The sequence below is a fragment of the Polaromonas sp. P1_H6 genome (assembly GCF_056405195.1).
The window spans coordinates 59520-72724 of record NZ_JBFUCN010000001.1 but is presented as its reverse complement, the minus strand read 5'-3'; the positions used below and the strand labels follow the sequence as shown (position 1 = coordinate 72724).

At 64.3% G+C, this 13205-nt stretch carries 17 protein-coding genes; 7 read left to right on the top strand and 10 right to left on the bottom strand.

Annotated elements, in window-relative coordinates; genetic code table 11:
- Positions 1 to 41: 41 nt before the first annotated feature.
- Entirely contained in the window at positions 42 to 695 is a 654-nt protein-coding gene (locus tag AC1D1F_RS00365) for an alpha/beta fold hydrolase (RefSeq protein WP_477678410.1), read from the top strand.
- A 33-nt stretch (positions 696 to 728) separates the two neighbouring features.
- Here the strand turns inward: AC1D1F_RS00365 and AC1D1F_RS00360 are convergent, their stop codons facing one another.
- From AC1D1F_RS00360 to AC1D1F_RS00340, 5 genes are all read right to left on the bottom strand, one after another.
- Positions 729 to 1613: a pirin family protein gene (locus AC1D1F_RS00360; RefSeq protein WP_477696308.1), complete on the bottom strand. Its 885-nt coding sequence runs from the start codon at positions 1611 to 1613 to the stop codon at positions 729 to 731.
- Positions 1610 to 2017 carry an OsmC family protein gene (locus AC1D1F_RS00355; RefSeq protein ID WP_477676693.1) on the bottom strand — a complete coding sequence of 136 codons (408 nt, stop codon included), beginning with the start codon at positions 2015 to 2017 and terminating at the stop codon, positions 1610 to 1612. Before AC1D1F_RS00355 ends, AC1D1F_RS00360 begins: the two co-directional genes overlap by 4 nt.
- Before the next feature lie 31 nt (positions 2018 to 2048).
- A complete protein-coding gene (locus tag AC1D1F_RS00350; RefSeq protein WP_477676694.1) occupies positions 2049 to 2603 on the bottom strand; it encodes a flavodoxin family protein in 555 nt (184 codons plus the stop codon).
- 111 nt (positions 2604 to 2714) lie between these two features.
- Entirely contained in the window at positions 2715 to 3110 is a 396-nt protein-coding gene (locus AC1D1F_RS00345; protein ID WP_477696307.1) for a DoxX family protein, read from the bottom strand.
- A gap of 134 nt (positions 3111 to 3244) precedes the next feature.
- The gene (locus AC1D1F_RS00340; RefSeq protein WP_477655671.1) at positions 3245 to 3946 is read right to left on the bottom strand and encodes a pirin family protein; all 702 of its coding nucleotides are present in this window, start codon (positions 3944 to 3946) and stop codon (positions 3245 to 3247) included.
- A 129-nt stretch (positions 3947 to 4075) separates the two neighbouring features.
- Between AC1D1F_RS00340 and AC1D1F_RS00335 the strand changes: the two genes are divergently transcribed.
- The 5 genes from AC1D1F_RS00335 (at position 4076) to AC1D1F_RS00315 (ending at position 8883) form a co-directional block, all read left to right on the top strand.
- On the top strand, positions 4076 to 5029 hold the full coding sequence (locus AC1D1F_RS00335; RefSeq protein WP_477676696.1) for a LysR family transcriptional regulator: 954 nt from the start codon (positions 4076 to 4078) through the stop codon (positions 5027 to 5029).
- Positions 5030 to 5204: 175 nt separating this feature from the next.
- Positions 5205 to 6281, top strand: a complete 1077-nt coding sequence (locus AC1D1F_RS00330) for an NAD(P)/FAD-dependent oxidoreductase (protein ID WP_477676697.1) — start codon at positions 5205 to 5207, stop codon at positions 6279 to 6281.
- Positions 6282 to 6301: 20 nt separating this feature from the next.
- Complete coding sequence (gene gluQRS / locus AC1D1F_RS00325) at positions 6302 to 7192, top strand: tRNA glutamyl-Q(34) synthetase GluQRS (protein WP_477676698.1); 891 nt, start codon at positions 6302 to 6304, stop codon at positions 7190 to 7192.
- Positions 7189 to 7944, top strand: coding sequence for a tRNA (guanosine(46)-N7)-methyltransferase TrmB (trmB, locus tag AC1D1F_RS00320; protein ID WP_477676699.1), 756 nt, complete (start codon positions 7189 to 7191; stop codon positions 7942 to 7944). The genes gluQRS and trmB overlap by 4 nt, the downstream gene beginning before the upstream one ends.
- Positions 7945 to 7962: 18 nt before the next feature.
- Positions 7963 to 8883: an RluA family pseudouridine synthase gene (locus tag AC1D1F_RS00315; protein ID WP_477676700.1), complete on the top strand. Its 921-nt coding sequence runs from the start codon at positions 7963 to 7965 to the stop codon at positions 8881 to 8883.
- Positions 8884 to 9017: 134 nt separating this feature from the next.
- Here AC1D1F_RS00315 and AC1D1F_RS00310 read toward each other — a convergent pair whose 3' ends face one another.
- The 5 genes from AC1D1F_RS00310 to AC1D1F_RS00290 form a co-directional block, all read right to left on the bottom strand.
- Complete coding sequence (locus tag AC1D1F_RS00310; RefSeq protein WP_477676701.1) at positions 9018 to 9377, bottom strand: hypothetical protein; 360 nt, start codon at positions 9375 to 9377, stop codon at positions 9018 to 9020.
- An 86-nt stretch (positions 9378 to 9463) separates the two neighbouring features.
- A complete protein-coding gene (locus tag AC1D1F_RS00305; RefSeq protein ID WP_477676702.1) occupies positions 9464 to 9685 on the bottom strand; it encodes a DUF6500 family protein in 222 nt (73 codons plus the stop codon).
- Between the two features lie 47 nt (positions 9686 to 9732).
- A complete protein-coding gene (locus tag AC1D1F_RS00300) occupies positions 9733 to 10851 on the bottom strand; it encodes a transglutaminase-like domain-containing protein (RefSeq protein ID WP_477676703.1) in 1119 nt (372 codons plus the stop codon).
- Between the two features lie 105 nt (positions 10852 to 10956).
- A complete protein-coding gene (locus AC1D1F_RS00295; RefSeq protein ID WP_477676704.1) occupies positions 10957 to 11502 on the bottom strand; it encodes a TlpA family protein disulfide reductase in 546 nt (181 codons plus the stop codon).
- Positions 11503 to 11576: 74 nt separating this feature from the next.
- A complete protein-coding gene (locus tag AC1D1F_RS00290) occupies positions 11577 to 12014 on the bottom strand; it encodes a VOC family protein (RefSeq protein ID WP_477676705.1) in 438 nt (145 codons plus the stop codon).
- 137 nt (positions 12015 to 12151) lie between these two features.
- On the opposite strand from AC1D1F_RS00290, the gene AC1D1F_RS00285 reads away from it, so the two are divergent.
- A complete protein-coding gene (locus tag AC1D1F_RS00285; RefSeq protein ID WP_477700618.1) occupies positions 12152 to 13042 on the top strand; it encodes a LysR family transcriptional regulator in 891 nt (296 codons plus the stop codon).
- Positions 13043 to 13205 lie beyond the last annotated feature (163 nt).

The following is a 13205-nucleotide window of genomic DNA, read 5'->3' as shown; positions in this document are numbered from 1 at the left end:
CTAGAGCCTGTCAGCACTGAACGCGAACGCGGTCTCCAGCGATGGCAAGATTTGTCCTGGTACCGGGTGGCTGGCACGGAGGCTGGGCATTTGACGCCGTCAGCCAGGCGCTGGCAAAAGAAGGCCACGAAGTCCAGGCGCTCACACTCTCGGGGCTGGATGACGAGCCCGCGAATGGGACCAATCTCGAGCACCACATCAACGAGGTAGTTCAAGCGCTTCGCGGGCGCGATGCGCCTGCCATCCTTGTCGGTCATTCGTATGGCGGAATGGTCACCACCGGCGCGGCGGACAGGGCGCCATCGCGCATCAAGGCCATCGTTTATGTCGACGCCTATGTGCCGGACAACGGTGCCTCGGTCTGGTCGCTCACCACCCCGAGCTATCGGGAGCGCTTCATCGCCGGCGCGGCCGCCGATGGTCTGGCTTGCGCGCCGGCGGCCCATCTCGACATGCGCTGCCGTCCCCATCCCATGGCCACCTTCCTGCAGGCGATCAACCTGACCGGCGACTGGCGCAAGGTCAGCGGCAAAGCCTACATCGCGGCATTCGGTTGGGAAGGAAGCCCGTTTATCGCGCTGTACGAACGCCTGCGGCTGGACCCCGAATGGGCCACGCATCGCCTGGACTGCGCGCACGATGTGCCCCGGCTGGCTCCCGAAGCGCTCGCGAAAATTCTCTTGACCTGCGTGTAAGCAAGCCGGGCGCGGCAGCCTGGGGCCCCGGCTTCAGCCCGCCGTGAATTTCCGCTCCGGCAGCGGAATGAATTCAGTCTCGCCGGGCACTTGTCCCATGGCCTGCGCCTCCCAGTCCTCGCCGGCCTGCACGATACGCTCCTTGCGGCTGGAGACAAAGTTCCACCACATGAAGCGGTGCGCATCGAGCGCGTCGCCGCCTATCACCACCAAACGAGTCGCCGCACCCGCGCTGAGCTGCACAGCCGCACCGGGCGCGAGCGTCGCCAGGGTGTGCATGGCCAGCGGCTCGCCGTCGACCTGCAGGTCGCCGTCCACCGAATACAGCGCCATCTGCTCGGCCAGCGGCGGCAGCGTGAAAGGCGTGCCGGCGGCCAGGGCCACGTCGAGGTAAAGCGTCCTGGAAAAAGTCTTGACGGGCGAAGTTTCCCCGAAGGCCTCACCGACCAGGACGCGCACCCGGGCGCCGTCCACCGTGGTGGAAGGAATCGTTTCCGCCGGCGTGTGGGAAAACACGGGCGCCGTTTCCTCAAACTCCTTGGGCAATGCCGCCCACAGCTGCAGGCCGTGGTTCACATAGGCGGTGCCGCGCAGGTCTTCGGGCGCGCGCTCGGAATGCACGATGCCGCGGCCGGCGGTCATCCAGTTGATGGCGCCGGGCTCTATGCGCTGGGCCGAGCCCAGGCTGTCGCGGTGCATCATGGCGCCCTCGAACAGGTAGGTGACCGTCGCCAGGCCGATGTGCGGGTGCGGCCGCACGTCATGGTTGGTGCCGGGCAGCTCGGTCACGGGGCCGAAATGGTCAAAAAAGATGAAGGGGCCGACGGACTGCTGCAGCGCCGAAGGCAGCAGCCGGCGCACCATGAAGCCGCCGCCCAGGTCTTTGTGGTGGCCCGTGAGTTTGAGTGCAACGCTCATGGCAGGCGCTCCAGTTCGGTGGTGATTTCGGTCGTGACCGTGGTCATGAGTTTGTGCACGGGACACTTCTGCGCTACGGCATGCAGCTCCTGCAACTGGGCGTCGCTCAGGTCACCCATGATCTGGAGTTTGGCAGCGAGCTTGTACACACCGCTGCGCTCCTGTGAATCATCGCGTTCAATGCGCGTGTGGATGTCCTTGACCGGGATGCCTTTTTTGCGGGCGTACCACATCACGGTCAGGGCCTTGCAGGCGCCCAGCGCCGCATCGTAGAGGTCGTGTGGGCTGGGACCGGTGTCGGCGCCGCCTTCGGCCTCGCTGACGTCGGCGGTAAAGCTGTGGTTGCGGATCTGCACCTGCTGCGCCATCGCAGCGGTGAGATCGCGTTGGAGTTCAATGGTCATGGGGTTCCTGTGCGCTAGGGAAAAAGCCGGGTCACGGCGCGAACTTCGCCGCGACGGTGGCGACACGCGCGCCGAAGCTGCGCGCCGTTTCCAGGTCGCCGGCGGACATCTCGCCGGCGCCGGCATCGGACGGCGACTGCGCGATGGCACCGCTGTAGGAGCCCAGGTAGTTGGCATCGTTGCGCAGCGCGGCCTTGCTGTTGCTGGGCAGCATGCCCTGGCTGACCCAGATGCCGCCATGCTGCATGGCCAGCGTGAACAAGTAATTCAGCGTGGAGAGTTTGTCGCCGTTCATCGCGGCGCTGTTGGTGAAGCCGGCGAAGAGCTTGTCTTTCCAGGCCTGGCTGTACCAGGGCTTGGACGAGGCATCGGCAAATTTCTTGAACTGCCAGCTGACGTTGCCCATGTAGGTGGGCGAGCCCATGATGATGGCGTCGGCGGCATTCAGGGTTTCCCAGCCGCCTTCGGGCAGGTTGCCGTCGGCGTCTATGGCCAGCAGCTCGGCGCCCGCGCCTTCGGCCACCGACTGCGCCATGCGCTGGGTGTGGCCGTAGCCGGAGTGGTAAATCACGACAACTTTGGGCATTCGAATCTTTCGCGGGGAATGGATAAGAGGATAAAAGAAACGAGGCAAACAAAAGGAAAAGGGCTGCAGCCCGGGTGCGAACGCCCTCGCTGCAGCCCTCGTTTTTTCGGATCAGCCTTTGCGCTGGCCGTCCACGCTCCAGGCGCCGCCGCCGAAAGCCGCGATGCTGAACAGGCCGCCGACGATGGCCATATTCTTGAAGAACATCATTTGTTGCGTGGGGTCGGTCCAGAAGGCATGGAAGATGCAGGTGATGACGACCGTGAAAACGCCGATGGCCAGCGCGGCCCAGCGCGTCTGGAAGCCTACGGCCAGAAGGATGCCCAGGCCGAGTTCCACCACGATGGCGATGGCGGCTGCGGCTCCAGGCAGCGGCACGCCTTTGGAGGCAATGTAGCCGACCGTTCCGGTAAAACCTGCGATCTTGCTGAAGCCGGCAGGCACAAACAGCAGGGCCAGCAGCAGGCGGCCGATCAGGGAGAGAGGGTTTTGCAGGGAATTGAGCATGGTGAGTCCTTATTAATGAAGTAAACGGGGGAAATGATGGAGGAAAAAAACACTCTGGGCAAGCGCTATGCGCCGATGCGCATTCAACGCTTGCCCCGGGTGATGGGTTACAGGGTGTTATCGGGCCCTGCAGTCTATGGCGCCAGGTCGAACACCAGCACTTCGGCGTCCCGGCCATGGGCCAGTTGCAGCGTGGCTTCCGATTGCAGCGCCGCGGCGTCGCCCGCCTTCAGCAGCTGGCCGTTGACTTCAAGCTGCCCGCGGACCAGGTGCACATAGGTCTTGCGTGCTGCGCTCAAGGCCAGCGTGGCGCTTTCCGTGCCGTCAAACAGGCCGGCATACAGCCGGGCATCGGCATGGATCAGCACGGAGCCCTTGGCGCCGTCGGGTGAAGCCACCAGGCGCAGGGCGCCGCGCTTTTCGGCATCGGCAAAGGTCTTTTGCTCATAGCTCGGGGGAATGCCGGTCACATTGGGCTCGATCCAGATCTGCAGGAAGTGTGTGGTCTGGCCGTCGGCGTGGTTGAACTCGCTGTGCTGCACGCCGGTGCCGGCGCTCATGCGCTGCACGTCGCCGGGCGGGATGCCCTTGATGTTGCCGATGCTGTCCTTGTGCGCGAGCTCACCGCTCAGCACATAGCTGATGATTTCCATGTTCTGGTGGCCATGGGTGCCGAAGCCGCGGCCGGCCGCGATGCGGTCCTCATTGATGACGCGCAGGTTGCCGAAGCCCATGTGGGCCGGGTCGTAGTAGCCGGCGAACGAAAAGGAGTGGAAGGATTTGAGCCAGCCGTGGTCGGCGTAACCGCGTTCGCTGGAAGTTCTTAAAGTCATCATGAGGTGCTCCTTTCAAGGTGCGTTGAGCTGCGTTGTGATTCGTTTGCGATGACTCCAATGTAGGCGCGGGGGCCCCGCTTTCCATTGCCGCGCTTTGATGGCATCATTCAAATTATTTGAATCATTCTTATGGCAACGATCAACAACCGCGTGCGTGATGCCCTGACGCCGGAAACCCTGGGACTGATAGGCGCCATTCACAGCGCCGGCAGCATGGCGGCGGCGGCGCGCGAGCTGGGCCTGGTCCCCAGCGCCCTGACCTACCGCATCCGCCAGGTCGAAGACGCGCTGGACGTGCTGCTGTTCGACCGCTCTTCACGCCAGGCAAAACTGACCGAAGCCGGCAAGGAACTGCTGCGCGAAGGCAACCGCCTGCTGGCCGAACTCGACGCCGTGGCCAACCGCGTCAAGCGCGTGGCCACGGGCTGGGAACCGCAGCTCACACTGGCGGTCGACAGCGTGATCTCGCGCACCACGGTGATGGAGCTGTGCGAGGCATTTTTCGCGCTGAACCCGCCCACCCGCCTGCGCCTGCGCGAGGAAGCGCTGTCGGGCACGCTGGAGGCCCTCACCTCGGGCCAGGCCGACCTGGCCATAGGCGTGGCCATCGAGCCGGCGGTGAATACCTCGGTGCAGCACAAAACACTGGGCAGCATCCATTTCATTTATGCGGTGGCGCCGCACCACCCGCTGGCGCAGGCCACAGAGCCCGTAACCGACGCCATGCTGATGCCGCACCGCGCCGTGGCGGTCGCCGATTCGGTGCAGCGCGGCAGCGGCATCACGGTGGGCCTGCTGGGCGGGCAGGACATCTTCACCGTGCCCGGCATGCAGGAAAAACTCCAGGCGCAGCTGCGCGGGCTGGGCGGCGGTTTCCTGCCGGAATATTTGGCGCGCCCCCACGTCATCACCGGCCGGCTGGTGGAAAAACGCATGCAGCGTGCCCCGCGCCAGGTGCCCATGAGTTATGCCTGGCTGCGTGCGCCCGACGGCAAGGAGGGCCGCGCGTTGCAGTGGTGGCTCAAGCAATTGGAGAGCACGGCCACGCGAAAAGCGCTGCTGGAGCGGGACCAGTCCCTGTGAAAACCCGTAGTCGGTTCGCAATCTGAGCGCAGGAGCCCGGCCTGCGTGTAGAGTGTGCCTATGGTTTTCGTTTATGGTTGAGATGTGATGACCAACGCCGGGGGGCCGTGAATTGCATGCGAGAGCAGCAAGGCGCCTTATTCGTCAACCCCAAAGAAACATAAAGACCTCAGACATGAAAAAAAATTCTGCCCTCCCCCTTCCTGAATCCGCGGCCCGGCGCCGCATCGCCGTCATCGGTGCCGGCATCGCCGGTATTGCCTGCGCGCGCACGCTGGCGCAGGCCGGGCATGATGTCACGGTGTTCGAGAAAAGCCGTGAAGCCGGTGGACGCATGGCCACCCGCGACAGCGAATTCGGCGGCTTCGACCACGGCACGCAATATTTCACCGCACGTGACCCGCGTTTCGAAAAAGCCCTGGCCACGGCGTCCGGGCTGGTGCGGCCCTGGAGCGCCAACACCGTGCGCATCCTGGACGAGCTGGGCCGCGTCGTCGCCTCGGCGCTGCCGCCCAAGGAGGCGCATTGGGTTGCCACGCCGGGCATGAACGCACTGGTGCGCCAATGGGCGCAGCCCCTGGCGGCCGCCGGCCGCCTGCAACTTGAAACCGAAGTGATCAGGCTGGAGCGCGACAAGCTGCACCCCGAGCAATGGCAGTTGCAGACCGAAGGCCCGGGCGCCGGCAGCCTGGTGCACTCGGGTTTTGACGCCGTGGTACTGGCCCTGCCCTCACCGCAGGCGCATGCCCTGCTGCTGAGCTCGCAACAGGGCAAGCCGCTGATGTCCGAATTGTCCAAAGTCAGCGTGGCGCCTTGCTGGACGCTGATGCTGGCCTTTCCCCAGGCCATGCAGCCCACGATGGTCCACCTGGGCCCGCACTGGAACGCCGCGCGCAGCACCCATCACCGCATCGCCTGGCTGGCGCGCGAGTCGTCCAAGCCCGGGCGCAGCCCCATCGAGCGCTGGACCGTGCAGGCCAGCCCCGACTGGTCGCAGCGCCACCTCGAAGACGACGCCGAGCGCGTCAAGGCCAAGCTGCTCAAAGCCTTCACCGAAGTCACCGGCATACGCGCGGCGCCGCCCCATGCCGTGGTGCATCGCTGGCGCCATGCCCAGACCCTGCAGCCCCTGGGCAAAACCCATGCTTGGGACGCCAAATCGGGCATAGGCGCCTGCGGCGACTGGTGCCTGGGGCATCGCGTGGAAGACGGTTTTGTCTCGGGCCTTGAAATGGCTCTAGAGCTGGCCTGAACGCCAAAGGCGAAATCGGCGTGGGCGCCGAATACCGGGGCCGCTTCGCCCCCTCTCCAACCGGCCCGCTGCACGCCGGCTCACTCGTAGCCGCCCTGGCCAGCTGGCTGGATGCGCGCGCGCACCAGGGCCGCTGGCTGGTGCGCATCGAGGACGTTGACACGCCGCGCTGCGTGCTGGGCGCCGACCTCATCATTCTTGAACAACTGGCTCAATGCGGGCTAGTGCCTGACGAGCCGCCCGTGTACCAGTCAAAGCGCGGCGACTTGTACCAGCAGGCGCTGGATTCATTGATCGCCCGCGGGCTGGCCTACCCCTGTGCCTGCACGCGCCAGGACATCGCCCGCGCGCTGGCGGCTTCAGGGCAGGCACGCGAACGCCACGGCGAACTGGTTTATCCCGGCACCTGCCGCGGCGGCCTGCACGGACGCCCCGCACGCGCCTGGCGGCTGGACACGCAGGCGCATGCACCTGTCAGCTGGCAGGACCGCCTGCTGGGCCCGCAATCGCAGCACGTGGCCCATGAAGTCGGCGACTTCGTGCTCAAGCGCGCCGACGGCCTGTGGGCCTACCAGCTGGCCGTGGTGGTCGACGACGCGGCCCAGGGCATCACGGACATCGTGCGCGGCGAGGACCTGGCCGACAACACGGCGCGGCAAATCCTGCTGCAGCGCGCGCTGGGCCTGCCGCTGCCGCGTTACCTGCACACGCCGCTGGTGCTGGGTGCCAACGGCGAAAAGCTCTCCAAACAGAACGGCGCGCGGGCCCTGGACACCCGCGAGCCGCTCGCCTTGCTGCGGCAGGCGGGTGCCGATCTCGGCCTGCCGTTGCTAGCCAGCGCCGCCTCGCCGCAGGACTGGCTGGGGCAGGCCGTGCCGCCGTGGGCGGAGCGACTTAAAATCAAGCGGTGACAGATACCAACTCCCCCACCCCGCCCGCCACCCTCCCCGACCAGCCCTCCGAGGGCGCGGCCGCCGAACCGGGCGCTCCCCGCAACATCCGCAGCTTTGTGCGGCGCACCGGCCGCACCACCATCGGCCAGGCCAAGGCCTTCGCCGACGTGGGCCCTCAGTTCCTGCTGCCCTACAAAGCTGAACCGGCGGACTTCGAGGCCGTCTTCCAGCGTTCGGCCCCCACCATCCTCGAGATTGGCTTCGGCATGGGCGAAGCGACGGCCCACATCGCCGCCCTGATGCCCGAGAAAAACTTCCTGTGCTGCGAGGTGCACACCCCGGGGGTAGGCGCACTGCTCAAACGCATCAGCGAACAGGGGCTGGCCAACATCCGCATCCTGCAGCACGACGCCGTCGAAGTGATAGACAACATGCTTCCGCCGGCCAGCCTGGACGGCGTGCATATTTTCTTTCCCGACCCCTGGCACAAAAAACGCCACAACAAGCGCCGCCTGATCCAGGCGCCGCTGGTCGCCAAGCTGGCGGCCCGCCTCAAGCCCGGCGGCTACCTGCACTGCGCCACCGACTGGCAACCCTATGCCGAGCAGATCCTCGAGGTGCTGGCTGCCGAGCCGCTGCTGCGCAACACGGCCGACGCTTCCCAAGGTGGTTATGCGCCCAAGCCGGTTTACCGGCCCCTGACCAAATTCGAGAACCGCGGCATCAAGCTGGGGCACGGTGTCTGGGACGTGGTGTTCACCCGTGTGTGATCTCCCGGCTGTGCGGGTGTGAGCAAGACACCCAAGCTCGGGCTGCATGGTTTGGCCACGCGGGCCGGCATCAGCCCCAGTTGCGTCGGCCTGCCGGCTGGCAGCTGGCCCAGCATCACTGACTTCCTGGTGGAGCGCTTCCCGGCCATCTCGCGCGAGGTATGGCTGCAGCGCATGCAGGATGGCCTGGTGGTCGATGAATTCGGCGAAGCCGTTACCGCCGAACGCCCCTACCGCGGCCATATGCGCGTGTACTACTACCGCGCACTGGACGAAGAACCCCGCATCCCGTTTGAAGAGACCGTGCTGTTCCAGGACGAACACCTGGTGGTGGCCGATAAACCGCATTTTTTGCCAGTGACGCCCTCGGGCCACTACCTGCAAGAGACCCTGCTGGTACGCCTGAAAAACCGGCTCGGCATCGACGGCCTGGTACCTATCCACCGCATTGACCGCGAAACTGCGGGCCTGGTGCTATTCTCGGTCAACCCGGCTGAGCGCGACGCCTACCAGTCACTGTTCCGCCGTCATGAAGTCACCAAGCATTACGAAGCGGTGGCGCCATGGCGCGGCGATATGGGCTTTCCCCTCACGCGCGAAAGCCGCATCGTCGAAGACGAGCCTTTTTTCCGGCAACGTGAGGTGCCCGGCGAAGCCAACAGCAAAACGCAGATCGATGTGATCGAAGTGCGCGGCGACCATGCGTTGTATGCCCTGAGCCCCGTGACGGGCAAAAAGCACCAGTTGCGCGTGCACATGAATGCGCTCGGCCTGCCGCTGCGCAATGACCGCATGTACCCGCCGGTGGAGCACACGCCGGACGACGATTACCGCTTTCCGCTGCAGCTGCTGGCCAAATCCATTTCGTTCATGGACCCGGTGACAGGCGAGCAGCGACGCTTTGAAAGCCGGTTGGCGCTGCGGGACCTGCAGCCTTGATCAGGCCTTGGTATATATCGCCCTAAGCCAACCCGAGTCCGGTCATGGCCGGCGGCATCTGCTCAAACCCAGTCGCAGATAGAAGCCTTCTGCGGGGATTAAGGGCTGACATCAGAGGCTCAACCAAATATCTCTCAGCCAATAAAGTCAGCGACGAAAGTACCGGAAAAATATAGAACGAACATCAGGACTGTGAAGCCAGTGAATCCGCGCAAAGACTTTCGGCGCGCGTTCTCGTCACGGTACTTCTGCAAGTAAATCGGGACACCGACTATCGGGAACAAAAACGAGAGCACTAGAAGCCATCTTTCCGGCGAATGCTTCTTCTCAACTGCATCGAGGTGGACCCAAGCAAGACTCAATGCGCAAATAAGAATCACGCCCAGAGTTGGCAACATGGGCAAAATCTTCCCCTTCTGGGCGAGCCAGAAGATCACACCATGAATTAGCGAATAGACGAGCAGTGAGATTTTGAGGGCTTGTGAAGTGGTCATTGATGGTGGCGCCTAACGATTGAAGGGTTAGGCCTCACAGGGGGAGTGAGGGCAACGCAAAAGGCTGAGATCCATTGACACCGCGACTATGAAATTTCTTGCTCGACCAAGCGTTTTATCTTCACCGCTTTTTCGAAGTGATCCAATTGGTGCGTTTGGATCCACCATTTCGCGGCTTCCATCAAGAGTTCCGGATTGTCATTCTTGTTATGGAAGAACGCATAGAAGGACAAGCCGACGCTAGCCCCTTTCTCACTGATCTTGCTTTCGCAGACAGCAACAATTTTTTGCCTCAGAGTTGTCCGCATTTCACTCAACTACTGAAGTTTGGTGGAGCTGCACGCAATGAGGATGCTTAGGCCTTGATCTCTTTTGCAGTAATCTGGTACTTGAAATCATCCGGCGCGTAGGAATCAAAGCGCCCCGCCGCGTTCTCGCCAATGGGATACATAAAGAAGCCCAGCTTCTCGCCGGCCGCCTTCGGCAGGGCCAGGTCGTGCGCCGTGTTGTAGGCCATCCAGTTGCCTTCCCAGCCGCCGAACAGCGCCTTGTTGACGGGCGCGACCACTGGGTTGGTGGTGGTCTTGATCCAGTCTGCCGTTTCCAGGCGCATGACCTTGGCGACGTCGGCCGGGTCCATCGCCACCCAGCCGTGGCCCTTGAGGTAGACCTCGGAGCGGCAATGCTGCGCGCCCTTGAGGCTGGCCGGGTTGCCCGAGAGTTCCTTGTAGCCGAAGGCCGAAGGCACCAGGCGTATGCCGTAGACGTCGCGGGCCGGCAGGCCGACCGAGCGGCACAGGCCGACGAACAGCGCATTCAGGTCGGCGCACTTGCCGCCCAGGTTGCCGGTTTCCAGCATGGTCTTGATGTCGCCTTCGCCGCAGCCGCGCACCTTGGGTTCGCGGTAGGTGTTGGCGACGATCCAGTCATAGAGTTTTTGCGCTTTCTCGACGTCGGTCTTCGCGCCTTGCGTCGCCGCCACCGCGGTCTTACGCACGATGCCGTCGGTCGGGATCAGCATGGTCGGGCGGGTGAAGTAGCGCAGCGTGTCGGCACTTTCGGCCGGCGCGGTTTTCTGCGACCAGTCGATGGCGCGCCCCTGGGTCTGCACGCGGCTGGTCAGTTCCACAAAGGGCCTGGCTTCGGAGGCCGGGAATTCAACGTAGAGCATCTTCGCGCCGTCGCGGCCGTCTTGCGTCAGCTGCGTGCTGCCGTTGCTCGAAAAGCTGTTGCCCAGCGAATACTGGTAGTCGCTGTTGACCGAGGGAATCGGCAGCCAGACTTTGGTCAGGCCCTGCGGCTTGACGATGTCCACGCGCGTGGTCACATCAAACGTGCGCCAGGCGCCGCTTTGCGGCGCGAAGTGGCCGCGGCTGGGCGCGGGCGCCGTCTGGGCGAAGTTGAGGGAAGGCAGGGCGGCGGCCATGGCGGCGGCCGCGGTGTTTTTCAGAAAGGCTCGGCGTACGGTGGTCATCCAGGATCTCCGGGTAGGGTGAGGGCGACGTGCACCGGGGCAGGTAAAGATGCCCCAGGATGTCAGCCTGCGATTATCGCCTTTGCCTTGCCGGCGAGGCCAAACTCAAGGCTTCAGCAGCCCGGCGATCAGTTTTTCAGCCGCGGGCCCGGTCCAGTCGACCTCGCCCTTCACGCGCAGGCGCGGCCGGCCCGCGCTGTCCATCATCAGCGTCGTCGGGAACACCTTCACGCCCCAGCGGCGGGCCGCCTCGCCCTTGAGGTCCAGCAGGACGGGCAAGCTCACGCCGGTGGTTTTGGCGAACTGCAGCGCGCGCGCGGCCGGCTCCTTGAAGTTGACGGCCAGCACCAGCAGCTTGTCGGGCCCGTAAAAGTCGGCGACCTGTTGCAGCGTGGGCATCTCGGCGCGGCAGGGTTCGCACCAGCTGGCCCAGAAATTCAGCAGCACCGCGCGGCCGCGCAGGTCGGCGGGCTGCCAGGTCTTGCCGGTGGTGTCGACCAGCCCCAGCGCGGAAACCGGGCCGGCCCAGGGGCTGACCTCATAGGCCGGGCCCGTCAGGCCCTGGGCCCGGGCTTGAAGCCAGGCGGCGCCGGCGCTTGCGGCGATCGAAGCTTGCAGGAATTGGCGGCGGGAAGAAAGCGCTGGAGGCATGGACAAGGGTTTCGGTGGTGAACGCCCGAGGGTAGCAAAACCCGGCCTCCCCCACCCAGCCATGCCGGCTTCTGCTATTTGGCGAAAAGGTTGTCCAGCGTCGCGAAGGCCTTGAATTCCAGCGCATTGCCGGACGGGTCGAGGAAAAACATGGTGGCCTGTTCGCCGGGTTCGCCCTTGAAGCGGATATGCGGCTCGATCACAAAATCGGTGCCCGCGGCCGTGAGCTTGGCAGCCAGCGCCTCCCATACCGGCATGGGCAGCACCGCGCCGAAGTGGCGCACGGGCACGTCGTGGCCGTCGACCGCGCTGGTCTGCTTGTGGCCGCATTCGTCCGGTGCGAGGTGGGCGACGATCTGGTGGCCGTAGAAATTGAAGTCCACCCATTCGTTGGAGCTGCGGCCTTCGGGGCAACCCAGCACATCGCCGTAAAACCGGCGCGCGGCGGCGATGTCATGGACCGGAAAGGCGAGGTGAAAGGGAATGGCGGCAGTGGCGTGGGGTGTTGTCATGGCTGTTCTTTCAGGAGAGCGTAAGGAAAGTGTGAGGAGAGCGGATGGATAAAACCTGCCCCACTGTAAAACCATCAACTGATCATGAAAAGCGATATATATTGGCTCTGAGAGACAAAATAATCGATGATTGAAAAATGATCACGGAACTCCGCACCTTTATCGCCGTGACCCGCCACGGCACTTTTGCCGCCGCGGGCGAACGGCTGGGCCTGACGCAGTCCGCCGTCAGCAGCCAGATCAAGCGCCTCGAGGAATCGCTGGGTTTCGCCTTGTTCGACCGCACCCGGCGCGCCGCGACACTCAMCGCGGCCGGCGCCACGACACTGTCGCGCGCTGAAGAACTGCTGGCCCTCTTCGCAAAACTCGGCGACCTGCCGGACCAGGGCAGCGACGGCGGCCTGCTGCGCATCGGCGCCATCGCCTCGGTGCAGTCCTCGCTGCTGCCGCGCGCGCTGGTGCCGCTGCGGCGGAAATACCCGACGCTGCGCCTGAGCCTGGTGCCGGGCGTGTCCATGCACCTGATGGACCAGCTTGACGCCGGCGAGATCGACATGGCCATCACCATACGCCCGCCCTTCGGCCTGCTGCCCGAATTGAACTGGCAGCCGCTGGTCCATCAACCTTTCATGCTGCTGGTGCCCGCAACCCTGAAAGGCAAGGACTGGCGCAAGCTGATTCAGGCCCAGCCCTTTCTGCGCTATGAACGGAAGTCTTTCGGAGGACGCCTGGTCGAGCGGTTTTTGCGCGACATGCAGCTCAGCGTGAATGAATCCATCGAGCTCGACGAAATCCAGGGCCTGATCCAGCTGGTGGCCAACGGGCTGGGCGTGGCCCTGGTGCCCATGGTCGAGGGGCCTGATCCGCTGCCCGCCAATGTGCGGGCCATCCCGCTCGGGGAACACACTTTTTACCGTGAAATCGGCATCCTTCAGCGGACCGCCAAAGCCAGCCGGCCCATCGTCGCCCAGCTGGCGCAACACCTGCGCGACGCCGCCCCAAACGCAAGCAAGGCGTCAGGCATTTGACCTTGAGCGCGGCCTTTGCGCGTTTGTAAGAAACAAAGGCATTGGGCGACTAAATGTTGGACGCGGCATAGGCCCGGAAGCCGCGCGCCGCCGCAAACCCTATATAGGGCGGGAAATGGCAAGCACCCTCTTGCCCCCAAAGCGATTCAGTCCTACAAACGTC